This window comes from Lewinella sp. 4G2, assembly GCF_001625015.1.
Lineage (GTDB): Bacteria > Bacteroidota > Bacteroidia > Chitinophagales > Saprospiraceae > Neolewinella.
Genome location: NZ_LVWJ02000014.1, coordinates 2,580,663 through 2,599,723, shown reverse-complemented (window position 1 = coordinate 2,599,723; position 19,061 = coordinate 2,580,663). Strand labels below are relative to the sequence as shown.

Below are 19,061 nucleotides of genomic sequence, written 5' to 3'. Positions count from 1 at the left end.
TCGAGTAGGGTGAGGAGAAGGTAACTATTTAAACCTGTGGATTCCACAAAGGTAGTCGTCTTCCCCCTGGCCCTCTCACACCACCGGACGTACGGTTCCGTATCACGGCGGTTCCCTTAAATTGCCTATCGGCCTTGCGCTTGTTAATCGTTGCGGTTATCCTGACCAGTCCGATCTTGTCGTAGTAGCTCTTCGGGAAGGCTTGGTTCATATGGGAGGCACCCGAGTTGAACCACGGGCCTAGCCGGTTAAAGGCGCTCCTCGCGGCGCGCTCTTCTTCCAGCCCCCGTTTAATCAGTCCCTCAAAGCGCGTCCAGTTGCGTTTCCATTGCTGCCATCTCACCTTGCGCAGACGGCGGCGCAACCAACTGTCTAGTGGTTCCATCCATTTCTTCGTCTCACTCAATGAAAAGTACATCGCCCATCCTCGGATCACCGTAGGTATCCCCAGCTGACGTTCCCCGCCCGAAGGCTTCGGGATCATCACCCGGCGGATCGCCTGCGGATGGTAATCATCATTCAACAACGCTACTTTGACCGCCTCCCAGTTGGAATCAAGATGGGCTTTGAGCGCATCGACGGTCATCCCGTCGAAGCCCGCGCTGCCCTTATTACTCTTGACCCGCCGGTAGACGTGCGCCATGCCTGGCGCACAACAAAGATTTAGCAACGGACTCCTTTCTCCACTTGACAATCAGTGAGGTGGTCTGCGCCACCACCGTTCGGGGGGGAAAGGGACACCAGCGCAAAAAGGATTGCACATGCGTAGATTCGGAAAAATTGTAGTCGTTGGAGGTTCACGGCCGCAAAGTAATCCCTCCGCTTCCAAATCGATATGGTTGAGGCTTATACGGTCTGATCCGTGACCGAATATATTATAGACCAATCGTCAAAAAAGAGTAGTCTTGTTTGGAATTCGCGGCGACTATTAAAATAATTGTTTCTCAATGGTGAGAACTAATACCGAAGGGTTCCGTTGTAGCTTTACTAAGACAGTGTCGTTTTGGCATTAGTAAATTTTTTAACCAGATACCACTATGCAGCAAGTTATACTTCGCAAGTCGGCTGGTTTCGCCTTACTCCTTCTGCTTTCTTTTGGGTTGGCCGCTTCCTCGCACCGGGAAGCCCCTCTCATTGCGGATGATCCTTTGGCGGACAACACCGATGTTTATGCCTTCCGAAGCCCGGACGACCCTAACACCATTACAATTTTGGCCAGCTACATACCCATGCAGCTTCCCCAGGGTGGGCCGAATTATTACACTTTCGGCGAAAATATTCGCTACGAGATTCACGTAGACAACGATGCCTCGACGGCTGGTGACGACGTAACCTACCGTTTTACTTTCACCCGCACGAACGAAGACCCGACAACTTTTTTTAACGTTCGATTCGGAGAAAATATCAAAGCCACCTACACCCTCGAACGAAGCCTCGACGGTGGCATGAGTTTCGAAACTATTTTGGAGGATGGCATCGTGCCGCCTAACAACATAGGCCCTCGCAGCATTACTGGCGGAGGCCCTGGTTTGGATTCCAGTTACGAGCAGTTAATGGCTAGTGCCATTACTACGGCGTCCACCGGTGAAACGGTATGGGCTGGCCCTTCTGACGATCCATTCTTTGTGGATCTTGCCGGAATTTTTGATTTGGGTGATAGCCCGCGCCAGTCGGACGGTCAGAAAAGCCGTGATGGTTTGGCTCAATTTAACGTACATACCATCGCGCTCAAGATTCCTATAGCGACACTGCTAAAATCCAGCGCACCAGCAACGCCAACCAGCATCCTCGACCCGGACTACGTCATCGGAGTATGGGCTTCCGCCAGTCGCCCAGCCACCAGAACTTTGATCGCGGGCGATACGGCCACCTACGCCGGCGACTGGGTACAGGTCTCCCGCCTGGGGATGCCCCTAACGAATGAAGCCGTTGTTCCAATTGGGGACAAAGACTACTGGAACGCCATTTCTCCCTACGACGAAATCACGGATACCCGGTTAGACGGCTATTTTTACAATCCCGAATTAGCGCTTTACATGGATGATGACCAGTTCGGTAGTGTCGTCCCAGCTTTTGCCCCTTTACGGGTACAGACGGCTGCGAAAACAGTACTCGGTAACGTTGACTTCAGTAACGGCGCCGATGGTCTTTTCATTCTTCGTGGTAATGCCGCGCTGAATGGTACGGCCTTAGGCCCAGCTGCCGGCTTCCAGGATTTGCTACTACCGAGCGCCGGAGCGCCGCGCTCCGTAGACTTGTGGCCTATATTCCATACGGGAGTTCCTAATTTACCTCCATACCAATTGGCGACTGGTAAGCCCGCTGGCAATCCCTTAGCCGCTGGTAAGCCATTCATCAACAACTTCCTGCCCAACGGTGGAGATATGCTTCGCTTGAATATGGCCACGCCAGTCACGGCTCGTGACAGCGAATCCTTTAGCTCTCTCGGGCTGATTCAGGCAGCTGTGCTTGGATTAACCGATGCTACCTACGCCAATACCGACGTGCAATTCATTCCTAATATGGATGGTTTCCCGAACGGTCGCCGCCTGGAAGATGACGTTACCCGCATCGAGCTTCAGGCCGTCGCTGGCGTCGTGCTGGCCGCTATTGGCCTGGGTTACGATGACCGTGCCGCCGCTGATAGCCCGTTGCTGACCCAGGACCTCCTGGATGTACTCGGTTATACTACCGAGGTAGAGGCTAACGATCGCCCCTTCTCTTCCACCTTCCCCTACGTGGCCATGCCCTGGAGTGGAACGGAGGTCGACCATACCAATCCGGAATAAGTAATTCCAAAGGATTAACCATATTAAATGACCTCCCCGCGGCCCATTTGCCGACGGGGCACATCATAAACATAAATGCAATATTCATTTCTAAACAAGTGCGTTTTCACGCTGCTGTTGGGCATACTGATCTCCGTATCAGCATCCGCCTCCAGCCACCGGGAAGCACCACTTATCGCGGACGATCCACTGGCGGATAACGTCGACGTCTACGCCTTCCGCAGCCCGGAAGACCCCCAATACATCACCCTCATCGCGACTTACATCCCGATGCAACTTCCTCACGGCGGGCCGAATTACTATCACTTTGGCGAGGACATCCGGTACGAGATACACATCGACAACGATGCCACGACCATGGGTGATGACATTATCTACCGCTTCACTTTTCAACGGACAAACGAGGTTCCCGGAACATTCTTCAATATTCGCCAGGGCGAAAACCTGAAGACGACTTACATCATGGAGCGCAGTATGGACGGTGGAGTATCCTTCGCTACCATCATTGATGACGGCGAAGTCCCCGCTAACAACATTGGAGAACGCTCCATTACGTCACCGGTAGGATTGGGGGCTGATTCTTACGAAGCTCACTGGACGAGTAAGATCAGCAGCCTTACGAACGACAGTGAAGTTGTTTTTGCCGGCCCGGTCGATGACCCTTTCTTTGTTGACCTCGGCGGAATCTTCGACCTTGGTGATGCCCCCCGCCAAAACGGGGACCCCATTGACGGTTTGGCTTGCTTCAATACTAGCGCCATTGCCATTAACGTGCCGATCACCATGCTGCAAAAAGACGGCGCCAACACACCGGCTAATATTCTAGACGCGGACTACGTAATCGGCGTGTGGGCTTCCGCAAGCCGGCCATCCATGTCCACGCTACAAACGGATGGCTCCAAGCCAGTCGTAGGAGGCGAATGGATCCAGGTGTCTCGCTTGGGTATGCCTCTTACTAACGAAGCGGTGATTCCCGTAGGCATGAAGGATTACTGGAACGCCATCACCCCTTACGATGAATTGGCCGACACGACCCTCGACGGTTTCTTTTACAATCCCGAGCTGGCCCTCTACATGGATGAAGACCAGTTTGCCGCGGCCGTACCCGCTTTCGAGCCTCTTCGCGTCCAGAAAGCCAGCGTGACCCCACTAGGTGCGGTAGACTTTTCTAATGGAGCTGACGGACTATTCGTAGCCAAAGGCAATGCGGCGCTTGACGGTACCGCCCTCGGCAGCGCTTCACCCTTTGTCGACCTGCTCCTTCCTGGCCCCGGCAAACCACGCTCGGTAGACCTTTGGCCAATCTTCCACACGGGCGTACCCAACCTTCCCCCTTATCAATTGGCAACCGGGAAAGCCGGTAACGTCCTGGCCGCTGGTAAACCTTTCATCAATAACTTCTTGCCCAACGGTGGTGATATGTTGCGCTTGAACATGGCCGTCCCGCCGACACCACGCGATAGTGAAGATTTCAGCTCCCTCGGCCTAGTCCAGGCAGCCGTACTCGGTTTAACGGATCCACGTTTTAATGCGAACGCTGATCTTGCCGAAATTCCTAATATGGACGGTTTCCCGAATGGTCGCCGTCTCGAAGATGACGTCACCCGGATTGAGCTTCAAGCCGTAAGTGGTGTTGTTCTGGCCGCTATAGGTTTATTCTATGATGATTACGACCCAGCAACGAGCCCGAGCCCGGTAACGGACGATCTACTGGGCGTCCTGGGTTACACGACCGGTGTCGAAGCTAATGACAAGGATTTCCGCGGCTCATTCCCCTTCATGGCGCTACCCGCTGGCGCTAAGGGTGAATGTGGTGGCGCGGTTACTACCTCCACGGGAGACTTTTTCAATGAGGATGGAGTTGGTGCCAGCGCGCCGAACGTGATTGGGGTGAACTTCCCGAATCCATTCCAAACGCAAACAACGATCAAGTTACGCGTGCGTGAGCTGACCGCCGTCAGCATTGACTTGCATGACGTTAACGGCCGCCTGATGCGGAATTTGGCTCGCCAAACGTTCACAACGGGTGAACATCAAGTTCCGGTTCAGGTGAATAACCTCCCCGCTGGAACCTACTTTGCCGTTGTCCGCAACGGAGCTGGCAGCGTTCTCCAAACCATTCAGATGGTGAAGAGTAATTAATTCAACGCTTTTACAAGGCATACGGCCGGGTTGACTCAGTTTGACCCGGCCGTGCTTTTGTACAATACTATTATACCAGGATCAATACGGACCTTGGTTGATGCGCCCGAACTGAGCGCCAGCGATTTTCTACTCAGATGCGTGGTATGGTAAGCCGGTGTAGCTCACCGGCTTCCATGCTACGACTGAGCATTGAGTAGACCGCTACCACTAATTTAAATCTGAAGTAGACATGATAAAATCAATAATTTCCCCCTTCTCAATACTCCTGCTGTGCTCCCTTTTCCTTTGCACCTGCGACAGCGCCCCAGGTAAAGATGAGGAAAAGAGCGCCGGCATCAATGACGTGGAAATCCCCGAACTCCTACCCCGCCCCGCCGCCTTGCAGAATGCGATGGAATGGGACAGGACCCAAAGTGGATATATGCAACTGGCTAGCGACTTACGTTTAAAAGACGCAAAGGCCATTAAACCCCGCGTAACTTTGGCGCAAATCTTCGTAAACGAAGCCCGGGTGACCGGTGAACACGGCCATTATTACCCAGCCGCCTTAAAAATGGTCAACGAAGCGCTCGACTTAAATCGAGGAAAAGACACAAATCTCGAGTTTCTTGCCCTTTCCACCAAGGCCGGCGTTCAGCTTTCGCAGCACGAGTTCAAAGAGGCGCTTCAAACGGCGAATCGGGCCATTGAAATCAACCCGCACAATGCGCAAATCTACGGAGCGCTAGTTGATGTCAACGTTGAGCTGGGGCGCTACGACGAAGCCGTGGCAGCCGCCGATAAAATGGTGAAGATCCGCCCGGATCTGCGGTCTTACAGCCGGGTTTCCTACTTGCGTGAAATTCACGGTGACGTGGTGGGCGCTAAAGAGGCTATGATCAGCGCGGTCAAAGCGGGAGCGCCAGGATACGAAAGCTCGGCCTGGGCCAGGCTTACCCTTGGTGAATTGTACCAACGATACGGTGATGAAGAAGCGGCCAAAAAGCAATTTGAAATCATACTTCGGGAACGTCCGAATTATCCTTTCGCCATTGCCGCACTCGGTCAGCTAGAACTGGATAAGGGAAATTACCCGGAAGCCGAAATGCTCGTTCAAGAAGCCGCTGACATTATCCCGGAAGTAGGTTACTACATTCAACTGGCCGAGATTTACAAACAGACTAACCAAAAAGAGAAAACAGAGAAGATTGAAGATGAAATTTTCGTGATGCTGCAGGACGACGTAGATTCCGGGCACAACATGGATTTGGAATACGCCGCGCTCTATCGCGATCATTTTGAGGATTACGATAAGGCTATCGTTTACGCCGAACGGGAATATAAAAAACGCCCGGAAAATATTGACGTGAGCAGAATGATGGCATCTCTTTATTTAAAAAAGGGGATGGCCGATACGGCGGCGCCCTACATCAAGGCCGCCGGAACGACGGACAGTAAACACCCTGAATACTTGGCCATGCTCGGTAAGTAACTTGCATGGTTGAATCAGAAAAGCGCCGCTACGGAAACGATAGCGGCGCTTTTTTAATTTAACTTACTCTGATAGTCCGTAATGTAAAGATGCCCTTCAGAGAAGATCTGAACATTAAGCCCATGCTGCTCGGCGATGGGTTTAATGCTATTGGCATCCAGGCGACCTAATTTATTCAAAGCCTCGCTGAGTTCAATAAGCAGCCGATCGTGCTTCAGAAGCAATTGTTTGGTATCGGCTGCGAGCGATCGCATCATTTGCTCGACGCGGTAATCGGTCACCTTCCAGTCCATTTTTCTGGGATAATGCTCGGCATTATAAACGGCTTGGTAATCATGATCATAACCTTGTGGCCTAATGTAGTCGGCCACCATCCCCGAAGTTTCCAGGCGATCGCTTATGCGCCCAACGCTGGCATTTTCCTCACCAAAGACCTGTTCATCGGCCAATCCGCCCGCCAGGTAGATTTTGACTTTATCGAGCAGGCTTTTCTTCGTGGAATCCATTTGGTGAGATAACGTGAAACCACCCGCGTAGCTATTCGCTACCCGACTTTTCAATTGCAAAGGCACCATCCCAGTCAGAATCATATAGACGACGGCGTGCCCACTTTCGTGTACGTAAATGTTTGCCGTTACGTCCTCTTCATTACTTTGGCGTACGGCATCGATGCGCCCCACGTATTTGATGGTTGACGACTCCCCTCCGTAGGTACCGATCAATTCTTTTTCAGCCCGGTTGTATCGCACGTGCAGACCGGGCGCCTCCGCCATCAGAGCGCGGACCATAAAAGTGCTAAGGTTAGCTTCCAGTATATCCACAACCGAACTAAATACGGGCCGCACGCCCTGGACGGGAAAGACGCCGTTACGATATATCATTTCCTATCGGCCTTGCGCTTGTTAATCGTCGCGGTTATCCTGACCAGTCCGATCTTGTCGTAGTAGCTCTTCGGGAAGGCTTGGTTCATATGGGAGGCACCCGAGTTAAACCACGGGCCTAGCCGGTTAAAGGCGCTCCTCGCGGCGCGCTCTTCTTCCAGCCCCCGTTTCATCAGTCCCTCAAAGCGCGTCCAGTTGCGTTTCCACCGCTGCCATCTCACCTTGCGCAGACGGCAACGCAACCAACTGTCTAGTGGTTCCATCCATTTCTTCGTCTCACTCAATGAAAAGTACATCGCCCATCCTCGGATAACCGGGTTAAGGTCTTCGAGGATAAAGCTGCCAATATTGCGCCCATTACCGCGTAGAAGGGATACGTGGCGAAGCATCTATCTAAAGCGATGAAACTTGAATACGAAATAAGATCCCGACCTGAGATCGGGAACCGGGGATACATCACGGTGTTGTAAGCCCGACGTAGACGTCGGGAGCCGGTGGCATATCCCGACCTGAGGTCGGGAACCGGGTCTCCACTAAAAATCTGGCGTATTATCCAGCCCACCACCACCGAACGGGTCATCCGGCAAGCTACGGTCAGTATCCTCTTCGCCGTCTTCGAAAACGTCATCGTTGCTGCCGGCGTAGGCGTCGCAGTCCAGCTCAATGCCGAGGTCGCCACGGGGGCGGAAGAAGTCGCGTTTGGTATCCCATTCGATGGATTCATCTTTTTGGGAAGCCTCTACGAACTCCCGGAAGAAGGGCTTGGCCATGTGGGAGCCGCCACCAAGCCCGAGGCTACGGAAGCGAATCCACCGGTCGTCACCCCCTACCCAGGTTCCGACGACCAGTTCTGGAGTGATGCCCATGTACCAACCATCCGTCTGGTCGTTGGTCGTACCCGTTTTACCACCGACGGGGCCGGAGACACCGCGGAGGTTGCCCACGGAAGCTTGCTGGAGCATCCGCACCATTACGTAGTTGGCGGAGGGGCTTAGCGCACGGCGGTCATCGGGGATGTACTCGTACACTACCCTTCCCGTGCGGTCGACAATCTTGGTGAGGAAAATGGGGCGATTAAAGACGCCGTTGTTTCCAAAGGTGGTGTAGGCACCGGTCATCTGCTGTACGGTGAGGTCCACCGAACCGAGGGCAATAGAGGGGACGGAAGGAACTTCATCCTTCGGCAAACCCATGTTAGCCACCATGTTACGGACGGGGTCGGGTGATCCCAATTCCTGCATGAGGTAAGCGGACACGGAGTTGACGGATTTCTTCAGCCCCGTGTAGAGGTTCATGAATTCGCCAGAGTAATCATCCGTAGCGTTTCTGGGCGTCCAGGGTTCGGTGAGGTAGAAGCTACCGTCACCCGGGGCAATGGTGATGGGTTGGTCCAGCACTTCAAAACAGGGGCTGATACCGCGTAAATCAACCGAGGCTGCGTAGATGAAGGGCTTGAAGGTGGACCCCACTTGGCGCTTGGTCGTCACGTGGTCAAACTGGAACCACTTGAAGTTGGAACCACCTACCCACGTCCGGACAAACCCGGTCGTTGGCTCAACCGACATACTACCGATCTGAAGGATCATCTTGTGGTAACGTATGCTGTCGAGGGGCGTCATCAACGTATCGGTCTCCATCCTGGCGTTGTCGTAGGTGAAGACCCGCATTTTGGTTTCCGTGTTGAATTCCTCCTTTACGGCGGCCTGCAGTTTGTTCCAGGCAGCTTTTAGATCGCCGAAGGCATCCATCTTCATTACCCGCCGGTGTTCGGCGGCCAGTGGTTTGCTGATGAGTTTGCGACGAACAAGATTAGTGATCGTAGAACCATCTTCCAGTTCCTGTATCATGCGGCTGATCTCCCGATCATCCGTATTGAATTTCAGGTCACTCTTCTGATTGATGGCGCGGATGGGCTCCGTCAAGAACTTACTACGTAGGCGTTGATACCGATCTGATTTGCAAATGGCCTTTTGCAGGCTTTCCTCGCGTACTTCCACCGCTACTTCGGTTTCGCTGGTGGGGCTCTCGTAGGTCCAGGGGTCCTCGTTGCGCCAGTGGCGGAAAAACTCCTTTTGTAGTCCCTTCATATGGATACGAGCCTGCTCTTCGGCGTGGGCTTGCATCCGTGGGTCGATGGTCGTATAAAAGGTCAGCCCGTCCCGGTCGATGTTGTACACCTGGCCACCGGCCTTGTGGTACTGCGGTTGCGCCAGGATCTTCTTCGCCTCCTGCTTCAGGACCATACGGAAGTAAGGCGCCAGACCATCGTCGTGCTTTTGCACGGAGAAGGTTACACCCAGGGGGGTCTGCTTCAGGGTATCGTACTGTTCCTGCGTCAGAAAGTCGTTGCGGACCATTTGGGACATCACCGTGTTTCGGCGATCCATTACCAGTTCGGGGCGGCGGAGGGGATTGTAGTAGGATGCGTTTTTGAGCATCCCGACGAGCATGGCGGATTCAGGAATCGTCAGTTCCGCGGGGCTCTTACCGAAGTAGTTTTCCGAAGCGGCCCGGATGCCCTGGGCGCCGTTGATAAAATCGTACCGGTTGAGGTACATCGCAATAATTTCCTCTTTAGTGTACTTCCGTTCGAGGCGAACGGCGATGATCCATTCTTTAAATTTCTCGAAGCCACGTTCCACGATATTGCGGGCGGCGGGGCCGGTAAATAGCAATTTGGCTAGCTGTTGGCTGATGGTGGAACCACCGCCGCTGCTCTCCCGCCCCAGTACGCCCGTTAGGATAACGGCCCGGCCAAGGGATCGATAATCGATACCACTGTGCTCGTAGTAACGTTCGTCCTCCGTAGCAACAAGGGCGCGCTCGAGATTGGGGCTGAGCTCGTCGAAGTCCACCATTACCCGGTTTTCCAGGTAGTAGCGGCCGAGAACGGATTCATCCGCCGCCAGAATACGGCTGGCTTCGTTGTTCTTCGGGTTTTCCAGCTCAACGACGGAAGGCAGGTCCGTAAAGGCGAGCCCGACGAAGAAGAGAATGGCCAGAATGGGTAGCGCAATCGCCGCGCGCCACATCCACTTAATGGCCGTGCGGTGGCTATCCCGCTGGACGCCACCGTACAAAAATTCAGAGAGCTTAGACATGCAAGTTGGTTTGAAACAATATGGGCGTTATGGCCCTACTCAATCATATTAGTAAAGTAGAGCAAACGCTTACGGGGCGAAGTTCGGTATAATCCTGTTAGTGGAGGATCGGGAACGAGGATTCGCCAGCCTTTAGTAAGGATTCGACTTAAAAGCATCAATATCGGCCCGGTGTTCGGATGCCGATCGATAGGCCACAAGATTACCAGCTGGATCCCGAAATTTCATCACGGTACCCCAGGAATACGCAGCATAAGTGTAGTCTATATCATGCTGGTCGAGGTTACGCCGGGCCGCTTGCAGGTCCAAAACGTTCAGGCGGAGACAGGTTCTGTTGGGTTCCTCATCATTACGGGCACTGGCGCCCTTGCGATCATCCAATTCCACCATCAGGTAGGCGCTTCCGAAGGAGAAACAGACCAGGCCGTCTTTTCGATAGAGAACAGGCAGCGAAAGCACCTCTTCGTAGAAACGAACGGAAGCTTCGTACTCGACGACGTAAAGGATGAACCCAGTATCGGCGTAATCCATGCTGGTATATTTAGGCTTCAGCCATACTTTTAACTACCCGACCGATGATGGCGCAGGCCTCCAGCAATTGATCTTCCGAGATGACCAGGGGCGGCGCAAAACGGATGATGTTGCCGTGGGTAGGCTTCGCCAGTAGGCCACCTTCAGCGAGGGCAAGGCAGAAGTTCCAGGCCGTATCACTTTCGGGGCTGTCATTAATTACGAGCGCGTTCAGCAGCCCCTTACCCCGTACCAGCTTCAGCAGAGCGGGATAGGCGTCCACCAATTTTTGCATTTCAGCGCGGAACAGGGTGCCCAACGTTCGGGCGTTGAGAATCAGTTGTTCGTCGGTCACCACCTGCAGAGCTTCCATGGCAACGGCGCAGGCGACGGGGTTACCACCAAAGGTAGAACCGTGTTGCCCCGGTTGGATGACGTCCATGACGGCGTTATCCGCCAGCACGGCTGATACGGGATAGGCTCCGCCACTGAGTGCTTTACCCAGGATCAGGATATCCGGCCGGAGGTAAGTAGCCGGTTGCCGCTCACAGGTTTTGGTGCAAGTACAATCACCACAGATACGTAGTAATGCACCCGTGCGGGCGACACCCGTTTGGATCTCGTCCGCAATAAAGAGTACGTTATTCTCTTTACAGGCTTCGGCCACGGCGGCCAGGTAGCCATCCTCGGGCACGAAGACCCCCGCTTCACCCTGAATGGGTTCTACGAGCACGCCGGCGATGGTGGCGGGGTCGTTCCCGATCGCCCGGCGCATCGCTTCGACGTCACCGTAGGGAACGCTTTCGAATCCGGGGGTGTAGGGGCCAAAATTGTCGCGGGCGCCACTGTCCGAAGAGAAGGAGATGATGGTCACCGTCCGGCCGTGGAAGTTTTTGCCACAGACGATAATGCGGGCCTGGTTTTCGGGAATGCCCTTGACCTCGTAGCCCCATTTCCGGCAGATCTTGATGGCGGTCTCGACGGCTTCCGCACCAGTATTCATGGGTAGGACCTTATCGAACCCGAAGTAGTCCGTGACGTACTTTTCGTAGACGCCGAGTTGGTCATTGTGAAAGGCCCTGCTGGTCAGCGTAAGTTTTTGGCTCTGTTCGACCATCTTGCTGATGATCCGCGGGTGGCAGTGGCCCTGGTTGACGGCCGAGTAAGCGCTAAGGAAATCGTAGTACTGTTTGCCATCCACATCCCAGACGTAACAGCCCCGCCCTTCGGCGAGTACAACGGGCAGAGGGTGGTAATTATGGGCGCCGTGCTGGTCTTCCAGCGCGATGTATTCTTGTGCTTTCGTGGTGGTGGTAAAGCTGGTAGTGGTCATGATCGGAGGGTTAGGCCGCAAAGGTACCACGTCCCGTCAATTAAGCGCTCGCCGTTCTAGGGTGCTGCTCCCAATAATATCCAAGAGGAGTTGGGCGCTCACGCAGGTGCTAGGCGAGGGATAAATGAACCAGGATAAGACCCAAAAAAGAACCTCGCCGACCAATAATGCCGATTGATCATCTTGCGGTAGATCGACCGGAACTAGTGGAGGGCGAGGTTCAAAACCAACAGTGTCGTTTTAAAAAAGTGACAGTGTGCTTCCGCAGCTGAATACAACGTGTTTTCCTTGAGATTACAATGTTGGCTCAAAGGTCCGCCAGCATGGGGTACCAAATCCGGCAAACTGCACGCTTTGGCCTGCAAAATCCGTCAATTCACCCGCAAAATTCGGCGATTACACTGTAGGATCAGGATTTCCCCGATCCCTCTACTTGTTCACTCGCTCGACGAGTAAATCGGAGGGCAAGCGCCCGTAACGTTGTTTGAAGCGTCTGTTGAAGGAACCTACGTTTGCGTAGCCCACCGCTTCCCCGGCTTTTCGGGCGGAAACCACCGCACGCGTCTCGAGTAAACGGCGCGCGGTGGCCAGCCGTAGTTCGGTGATGTACTGCTGTATCGTTAATCCAGTCAGGCGTTTGACCTGTCTCAGCAAAGCCGAATCACTCATCAAAAAGGCTTTACTCAGGGAGCCTACTTTCAACTGAGAGTCGTGCAAATTTGCTTTGACGTAGGTCTCCAACTCCTCCAGCCAGGCTCGTTCTTCTTTGCTTTGCACCCGCGGCAGCGCCGTATCATTGTCCTCCTCGGTGAGATTGCTTTCCCGGGTATTCAGGTGACCCAACAACGCATCGAGATGGGTACGCAATTCAGGGGTAGTGAAGGGCTTGATGAGGTAGTCATCTACCCCTACCCGCAGCGCGCTTAGCCGGTCTTCCGGTTCGGCCCGGGCAGTTAGCAGGACGAAGGGGATACCGGCAGTTGGTGAATGCTCCTTACACCGCTGCAACAACTGAAACCCATCCATAACCGGCATCATGTAATCGCTGAGGACGAGGTTAACGGCCTGAGGGTCCCGCTGGATAAAGGCCCAGGCATCCGCGCCGTTAGGAAAATCTTTCACCCGGTAGAACTGCTCCAATTCGGTCACGAGGTAAGCTCGAAGTGATACGTTGTCTTCAACGACGACGACGCACGGGAGCGTAGCCCCATTGGATTGAAATTCGCTGGTTGCCCCTTCACTAACCAGTACTGGAGTGGGTGGTGGTGAATCAACATAAACGACCGGAAAACTGACCGTAAAAGTTGCCCCCCCGCCCGGAGTATCAGTTACCGCGACCTCGCCCTGAAACAGGTGGGTGTACTCCCGAACGAGCGCCAAGCCAATGCCCGTGCCACCCGCAACGGCTGCGTTCGCCTGTTCACTCTGATAAAAGCGCTCAAAAATACGGGGGCGATCTTCCGGGTGGACGCCGGGCCCGGTATCTGCCACCCGTAAGCACAAACGCCCATCAGTAAGGCGAGCCGTGACGGACACGCGCTCGCCGGGTGGCGTGAATTTGAGGCTGTTACTGATCAGGTTAGACAGGATCTGGCGGACAAGCTCCGGATCAATTTCCGCCAGCCTATTCTCGGGCACCTCCACTGTGTAGGAGTAATCAATGCGGTGCTGCTCGGCGAGCGGCTGAAAGGATTGCAGGTGAGTTTGGAAGTAATACTTCAGCCGGGTCGAAACGGGGTGCGCCGTTACTTTATGGGCTTCCAGCCGGCCGAGGTCGAGGATCTTTTGAATCAGGGTACTCAGATTTACTCCGCCCGTTGCCGCCGTGCGTAACAACTCCCGTTGCTTAGTAGTGAGGTTGTCGGGATCCCGCAGCAGGGTGTCTACGGGCCCGGTGAGGAGTGACAGGGGCGTCCTGAGTTCATGGCTTACGTTGGCGAAGAACCTTGATTTGGTTTCATCCAGTCGCAATAGCCGGTTGGCCTGTTGCTGAATGAGGGTATTCTTTTCCGCCAGTTGCTTTTTTGACCGGCGCTGGTAGTAAAACCCGGCGCCGAGCAGGAGGGTGAGCAGCCCCAATAGCCCGCCGAGGAGCAAGTAATTCCGTGAATTATTCCTCGCCAGTGCTAGTTCCAACTCCTGGTTCTGCCTTTCCGCCTCCAGTTGGTCGACGGCAAACTGTAAGTTCTGGCGGCGGAGATCGAAGCTAGCTTCGGCGCTATCAATCGTCTGTTGGTGGGCACTCTGTTCGCGGGTGTAGGCCAAGGCGGTGGCGTAATCACCGGCGGACTCAGCGATTTCGATCCTTAGTTCATACTGTTGGCTCAGTAGATCCTCCAGCTGATAGGTCGTTCCGAGATACAGGACGGTATCCAGGTAATTGACGGCCTGCTCCTGCTGGTGCTGTTCCCATTCCAGGTGAGCCAACCGAAGTAGGAGATAGCCCTGGGACCAAGGCTGTCCAAATTCATCGTCGTGCAGGCGTACAAACTGCAGGCCCGTCTGGTAGCTGCGTTCGGCCGCTTGGTAGTCTCCGAAGCGACGTTGCAGGTCTCCCCTTCCGCTGTAAGCCGGCAGCCGGTAGGGGCTCTGGACGTTCGCCGGGGTGGCGGCGATGATTTCCTCCAGCTTTTTCACGGCTACTTCCAAGCGGTCAAACATCCCGAACTCTTCGTAGATGTACTTCAGCCGCGTTAATATGTTGTTGGCTTGCTCCTCGTAACCTTCGTCTTCGGCCTGCCTCCATAGGTTCTCGATTTGGGTGATGGCGGGCGACGGGTCTTCGGCATAGAAAACATCCCCCTCCAATACCAGCGTCTGAAAGTAGTAGGACTGGCCAGCGTCCCCCGTTCGCTCGTAGAGTGCGGCCATCCGGGCAAATACCAAACGTGTATTTTCCCGGTCGTGCAAGAAGTTGAGGAGGTGAGACTGGTCGCTCAGAGCAATCAGCAGATTACTATCGTCCGACCGTTCGGTTGCGACTTTTTCCAACTGTTCGGCCAGGAGCAGCGCGGGAAGGTAGTCGTGTTCCTTTTTGAAATTGTCAGCGCCCGCCTTGAGGAGGCTTACCTGGCAAGCGTAGTCGCTCTCGCAGTATCGGCTCAAAAGCGCCGATACGTCAAAGGGGCCATTCTCGTTGTCTGCACTCTCGGAGCTAAGCGCCAGTAGAAAACCATCTATATCATATCCTTCCACCGCCTGCGCCGAGGAGTTGCCCGGGCAAAGTGACAGCATTGCGCAGAGCAGGCAGACTTGTCGGAACTGGTGAAGCATGAGGGAGATGACGGGTGGACGGGCAGCAAACTTCGTGAATTCGCAACTAACGCTCGTCAGGTCTACCTTTTTGAGTCCTGAGCGCGGCGAGCAAATACGTCCTTGGCGACGCGTCGCCAAATAAAAACGCCCTACCCCTAGTAAACACTAGAGATAGGGCGAAATGTGGAGAATACCAGAGTCGAACTGGTGACCTCTTGCATGCCATGCAAGCGCTCTAGCCAACTGAGCTAATCCCCCAGAGCGGCGGCAAAGATAGATCGTGGTTTTTTACTGTACAAGAAGAGCGCGGAAGATTCTTTCCTTTTTTCTCACCAGCCGTTACCGGTAAATTTTTGGAAAGTATTAACGCTGGAGAGGTAACCTCCGGGGTAAGGTTTGCGTCTTAAAGGGGATCCATTAATACGGGGTCTTCCGTACCACCCTATGCATGGGTGGTGGGGTGGCCCACTTAACAAGCTATTAACCGGGCTAATTCGATAAGCTCACTATATTTGCTGAACGAAAATAAATCACATGAAACGCTTTTTCTTACTCCTTCTCCTCGCTTCGGCGACCACCTTTGGCCTCCAGGCGCAAACCCCTGCCGCCGCAGCTCCAGCAGCCACTACTGAGGTAGATGCTGATGGCCCACAGATGACATTTGAAGCAGTTGAGGTTGATTACGGCACGATTGCTCAGGATAGCGAGCCCTTCCGCGTATTCAAGTTCACCAACACCGGCTCCGAGCCCGCGCTGATCCTCAACGCCCGTGGATCCTGCGGTTGTACGGTACCCAGCTACTCCAAGGCTCCCGTTGCACCGGGTGAAAGCTCCGAAATCAAGGTTCGTTACGACACGCACCGCATCGGCCAGTTCCGTAAGCGCGTAACGCTGACGACGAACGTACCCGGTGACCCAATCGTACTCACCATCAAGGGTAAGGTCGAGCCAAAGGCCGCTGAGCCAGCAGCCGTCCCCGCCGGTGAGGATGGTATGTTTAAGAGCGGTGGCAAGTAATTCCCACTAAACCGCAGATTGCGGAAACTTCGGTGGACGCCCCGCCCCTATTCTGGGGGCGGGGCGTTTGTCGTTTAGGCCCCAACATGTAATTTCACACTCGATATGATCCACCCTTACCGTTCCCGCAATCTGGCGGAATTAGCCGACCGGCTTGGCTTTTCCTTTAGCGAGGAGGATAAAACGGGCCTGATGCCCCAGTTGCAGGACTTCCGTTTGTTTGCTGAGGGGCGCAACCGCTCCATCAAGCGGGTACTGCGCCATCAGCACGGGTTGATGGATTTCGACATCTCCGTTTTCGACTATAGCTACACCAAGTGGTCGGGCTCTAAAAACAATAAGGCGAAGCAGATCTACCAAACGGTGTTCTTCGTGCAGAGCCAGCAGTTGAGCTTACCGGCCTTACACATGCAGCCGGAGACCATCATGCATAAGATCGGGGAGCTGGTGGGTTTCCACGACATCGACTTCGTGCGCTTCCCCAAATTTTCCGGACAGTACCGGCTGACGGGGGACGACGAGGTCTACATCCGCCACCACTTCACCGATAAGGTACTGAATTACTTTACGGTCAACAAAGGCTGGACGGTGGAAGGGCTGGGCTTTTACCTGGTCATTTACCGGAAGGGGATGTTGATCCCCAGCGCCCAGATCGAGCAATTTTACCGGCAGGGGCAGGAGGTGTTTAAGTTGTTGCAGGAGGAGGCTGTACGGTAGTTCTTCTCCCCTACCCTTTCGTTCTAATCGGTCATTACTCTTTAGGTCGGTCCTTTCGGAAAGGTAATCTACGGGATTCGTAGACCAGTCTTTTTTCGGTCCTTACTTTGCACCCGCGGCAGCGCCCATCAGGCACTTACGCTGGAGCGTTTTCTTTTTCGCTTGAGTTTGCGGGCGGCTTTGCGGGCGGCCCGAGCTTCTTTTTTGGCGGCGCTCTTGGCTTCGCTCTCTGACATCTGGTAACCGATGATGTGGAGGTCACTCCGTTCGCGCAGAACGATGGCGGCGGTAACCGACGTAACCAATGGCCCAACTAGGGCCCCCAGGAAGGGCACCTTTAACATGAAAAACAGTGGCAGGCCGAGGCCAATACAGATGCCGACGTAGTTGCGGCTGAGATCCCGCATACTCTGGCTGATGCTGAGGTTGAACTGCTCGTTGTAGTTATCAGCGATTACGAAGCCGAGGAAGGCGGAACTGACCAGTACGGAAAGTGGCCAGTAAGCTGGCCCGAGCGACAGTGAACCGAGGATACCCAGGGTCACACTTTCCACCGTGAGGGCAATTACCGAGACGGCGATCATACGTATCTGTGCGTGGTAGAAGGGTTTGAAAGTATGGGCATCCTCAATCTGTTTGTTCAGTACGATGGCGAGCGTGCGCCGCATGAAATGGTAGATGACCACTTCCATGAGGATCAGGATCACCCACTTCAGTGAGCCTTCGGAGAGGGAATCATAAGCATCCCGCCCCAAACGTAGAAAGAGGCTATCCTCACTCATGAAGAGGGCCTGGACGGCATCATTACGGTGGTCGGAGTAGAAATCGACGGCCTCGGAGATCATATAGATGCCGAGAATAACGGCGAAGAATAACAGGCCACGCGCCACCCAACCGTACTGCCGCAGACCCACCCAGAGCTGATTGTGCCACATAAAACGCCAGGCCCGGGGAAAGGCGAGCAGGGTGTAGATGCATTCATGGATGGCGGAGCGTGCGCGATCAAACACTGCAGACTGCGTTTAGGTGTTGGGTGATTAGGTGATTGGCTTACTGAACGTTTTCCGTCTGGCAGCGGGCCAACTTCTCTTCGGCTACGGCGAGCTTCTGTTTAAGGTCCGTAATCTCACTGCGCATGGCGCTGACGTTCTCGAACGTGGCCGGCTTTTCGGTAGTGGAGTTGGGATCGTAAGTATCACTTTCGGGACGGTGGTTGTTGTACTCGTCACCGCCACTCTCCGTTTGGCCGAACATTCCTTTGATCTTTCCGATCGGGTCCTCTCCGTTGTAGTAGCTCGCCCCGAAGTAAGCCAGGGGCAGGAAGATCAAGAGGAACAGGAGCAGGCGGCTGAAACCGGTCAATTTGGTCTTGGGCATCGTGAAATGATTGTAGCGATTGGTAATTAATACAAAGCAAAGAACGGACTATCCACCGAAAGGCACCTACTACCATAGACTAAAGCCCGCAATTTCTCGACGGAGCCAGGTGCTTCAACACGGTGTAGTCTTTTGTTTGCCCGGACCGAACCCATTTCGGGTGAATTGGAGTTATGTGAATAGCATTCTCATCGTAAACTATTCACCATGAACAACCGCAAGACACGTTACCGTTTTTATTCCCCCCAGGGTATTCCACCCTTTGCGCTGGAGACTAAGCCAGCCGACAAGACACCAACGACAACACCCCAACAGACGAATACCACCGGCCAGGACGGCTCCGGCGACGATCTGCAGAACGTAGATCAAAGCCAGGGCGGCTACGGTGGTGGCAGTGGATTTGCACCTGACCGAACGTAATAACCAAGCAACCCAGCAAGACTTCTTTTTTAACCACCTCCGGCT

15 protein-coding genes and 1 tRNA gene are annotated in these 19,061 nt (G+C 54.2%); 6 read left to right on the top strand and 10 right to left on the bottom strand.

The window, feature by feature from the left end:
- Positions 1–28: 28 nt before the first annotated feature.
- Entirely contained in the window at positions 29–643 is a 615-nt protein-coding gene (locus A3850_RS10985) for a group II intron maturase-specific domain-containing protein (RefSeq protein ID WP_068216466.1), read from the bottom strand.
- A gap of 394 nt (positions 644–1,037) precedes the next feature.
- On the opposite strand from A3850_RS10985, the gene A3850_RS10980 reads away from it, so the two are divergent.
- The 3 genes from A3850_RS10980 to A3850_RS10970 all read left to right on the top strand — a co-directional run bounded on the left by A3850_RS10980 (position 1,038) and on the right by A3850_RS10970 (position 6,405).
- A complete protein-coding gene (locus A3850_RS10980) occupies positions 1,038–2,789 on the top strand; it encodes a DUF4331 domain-containing protein (RefSeq protein WP_068216464.1) in 1,752 nt (583 codons plus the stop codon).
- A 75-nt stretch (positions 2,790–2,864) separates the two neighbouring features.
- Positions 2,865–4,931 carry a DUF4331 family protein gene (locus tag A3850_RS10975; protein WP_068216462.1) on the top strand — a complete coding sequence of 689 codons (2,067 nt, stop codon included), beginning with the start codon at positions 2,865–2,867 and terminating at the stop codon, positions 4,929–4,931.
- Positions 4,932–5,355: 424 nt separating this feature from the next.
- A complete protein-coding gene (locus tag A3850_RS10970; RefSeq protein WP_231915310.1) occupies positions 5,356–6,405 on the top strand; it encodes a lipopolysaccharide assembly protein LapB in 1,050 nt (349 codons plus the stop codon).
- A 53-nt stretch (positions 6,406–6,458) separates the two neighbouring features.
- Here the strand turns inward: A3850_RS10970 and A3850_RS10965 are convergent, their stop codons facing one another.
- The 7 genes from A3850_RS10965 to A3850_RS10935 form a co-directional block, all read right to left on the bottom strand.
- Entirely contained in the window at positions 6,459–7,193 is a 735-nt protein-coding gene (locus A3850_RS10965) for a hypothetical protein (protein ID WP_068216458.1), read from the bottom strand.
- An 89-nt stretch (positions 7,194–7,282) separates the two neighbouring features.
- Positions 7,283–7,675 (bottom strand): group II intron maturase-specific domain-containing protein, encoded by a 393-nt coding sequence (locus A3850_RS10960; RefSeq protein ID WP_068216456.1) that lies wholly within the window; start codon positions 7,673–7,675, stop codon positions 7,283–7,285.
- Positions 7,676–7,819: 144 nt separating this feature from the next.
- Positions 7,820–10,387, bottom strand: a complete 2,568-nt coding sequence (locus A3850_RS10955) for a transglycosylase domain-containing protein (protein ID WP_068216454.1) — start codon at positions 10,385–10,387, stop codon at positions 7,820–7,822.
- A 132-nt stretch (positions 10,388–10,519) separates the two neighbouring features.
- A complete protein-coding gene (locus A3850_RS10950) occupies positions 10,520–10,918 on the bottom strand; it encodes a VOC family protein (protein ID WP_068216452.1) in 399 nt (132 codons plus the stop codon).
- Positions 10,919–10,928: 10 nt separating this feature from the next.
- Positions 10,929–12,230, bottom strand: coding sequence for an ornithine--oxo-acid transaminase (gene rocD / locus A3850_RS10945; RefSeq protein ID WP_068216450.1), 1,302 nt, complete (start codon positions 12,228–12,230; stop codon positions 10,929–10,931).
- Between the two features lie 429 nt (positions 12,231–12,659).
- Positions 12,660–15,503: an ATP-binding protein gene (locus A3850_RS10940; RefSeq protein ID WP_082921757.1), complete on the bottom strand. Its 2,844-nt coding sequence runs from the start codon at positions 15,501–15,503 to the stop codon at positions 12,660–12,662.
- Positions 15,504–15,669: 166 nt separating this feature from the next.
- A tRNA-Ala gene (locus A3850_RS10935) sits at positions 15,670–15,743 on the bottom strand.
- Positions 15,744–16,019: 276 nt separating this feature from the next.
- On the opposite strand from A3850_RS10935, the gene A3850_RS10930 reads away from it, so the two are divergent.
- Positions 16,020–16,502, top strand: a complete 483-nt coding sequence (locus A3850_RS10930) for a DUF1573 domain-containing protein (RefSeq protein WP_068216446.1) — start codon at positions 16,020–16,022, stop codon at positions 16,500–16,502.
- A 105-nt stretch (positions 16,503–16,607) separates the two neighbouring features.
- Positions 16,608–17,219 carry a hypothetical protein gene (locus A3850_RS10925; RefSeq protein ID WP_068216444.1) on the top strand — a complete coding sequence of 204 codons (612 nt, stop codon included), beginning with the start codon at positions 16,608–16,610 and terminating at the stop codon, positions 17,217–17,219.
- A gap of 128 nt (positions 17,220–17,347) precedes the next feature.
- Here the strand turns inward: A3850_RS10925 and A3850_RS10920 are convergent, their stop codons facing one another.
- Both A3850_RS10920 and A3850_RS10915 read right to left on the bottom strand, forming a co-directional pair.
- Positions 17,348–18,229: a hypothetical protein gene (locus A3850_RS10920; RefSeq protein WP_068216442.1), complete on the bottom strand. Its 882-nt coding sequence runs from the start codon at positions 18,227–18,229 to the stop codon at positions 17,348–17,350.
- Positions 18,230–18,269: 40 nt separating this feature from the next.
- Positions 18,270–18,596: a hypothetical protein gene (locus A3850_RS10915; protein ID WP_068216440.1), complete on the bottom strand. Its 327-nt coding sequence runs from the start codon at positions 18,594–18,596 to the stop codon at positions 18,270–18,272.
- 207 nt (positions 18,597–18,803) lie between these two features.
- On the opposite strand from A3850_RS10915, the gene A3850_RS10910 reads away from it, so the two are divergent.
- Complete coding sequence (locus A3850_RS10910) at positions 18,804–19,016, top strand: hypothetical protein (RefSeq protein WP_068216438.1); 213 nt, start codon at positions 18,804–18,806, stop codon at positions 19,014–19,016.
- The last annotated feature ends 45 nt before the right edge of the window (positions 19,017–19,061 follow it).

Bases quoted from the DNA above. Each gene is read 5' to 3' on its own strand.
- A3850_RS10940 (WP_082921757.1), bottom strand. From the start codon at position 15,503: ATGCTTCACCAGTTCCGACAAGTCTGCCTGCTCTGCGCAATGCTGTCA.
- A3850_RS10925 (WP_068216444.1), top strand. From the start codon at position 16,608: ATGATCCACCCTTACCGTTCCCGCAATCTGGCGGAATTAGCCGACCGG.
- A3850_RS10950 (WP_068216452.1), bottom strand. From the start codon at position 10,918: ATGGATTACGCCGATACTGGGTTCATCCTTTACGTCGTCGAGTACGAA.
- A3850_RS10985 (WP_068216466.1), bottom strand. From the start codon at position 643: ATGGCGCACGTCTACCGGCGGGTCAAGAGTAATAAGGGCAGCGCGGGC.
- A3850_RS10970 (WP_231915310.1), top strand. From the start codon at position 5,356: ATGCAACTGGCTAGCGACTTACGTTTAAAAGACGCAAAGGCCATTAAA.
- A3850_RS10975 (WP_068216462.1), top strand. From the start codon at position 2,865: ATGCAATATTCATTTCTAAACAAGTGCGTTTTCACGCTGCTGTTGGGC.
- A3850_RS10930 (WP_068216446.1), top strand. From the start codon at position 16,020: ATGAAACGCTTTTTCTTACTCCTTCTCCTCGCTTCGGCGACCACCTTT.
- rocD (WP_068216450.1), bottom strand. From the start codon at position 12,230: ATGACCACTACCAGCTTTACCACCACCACGAAAGCACAAGAATACATC.
- A3850_RS10915 (WP_068216440.1), bottom strand. From the start codon at position 18,596: ATGCCCAAGACCAAATTGACCGGTTTCAGCCGCCTGCTCCTGTTCCTC.
- A3850_RS10960 (WP_068216456.1), bottom strand. From the start codon at position 7,675: ATGCTTCGCCACGTATCCCTTCTACGCGGTAATGGGCGCAATATTGGC.
- A3850_RS10965 (WP_068216458.1), bottom strand. From the start codon at position 7,193: ATGGTCCGCGCTCTGATGGCGGAGGCGCCCGGTCTGCACGTGCGATAC.
- A3850_RS10980 (WP_068216464.1), top strand. From the start codon at position 1,038: ATGCAGCAAGTTATACTTCGCAAGTCGGCTGGTTTCGCCTTACTCCTT.
- A3850_RS10910 (WP_068216438.1), top strand. From the start codon at position 18,804: ATGAACAACCGCAAGACACGTTACCGTTTTTATTCCCCCCAGGGTATT.
- A3850_RS10955 (WP_068216454.1), bottom strand. From the start codon at position 10,387: ATGTCTAAGCTCTCTGAATTTTTGTACGGTGGCGTCCAGCGGGATAGC.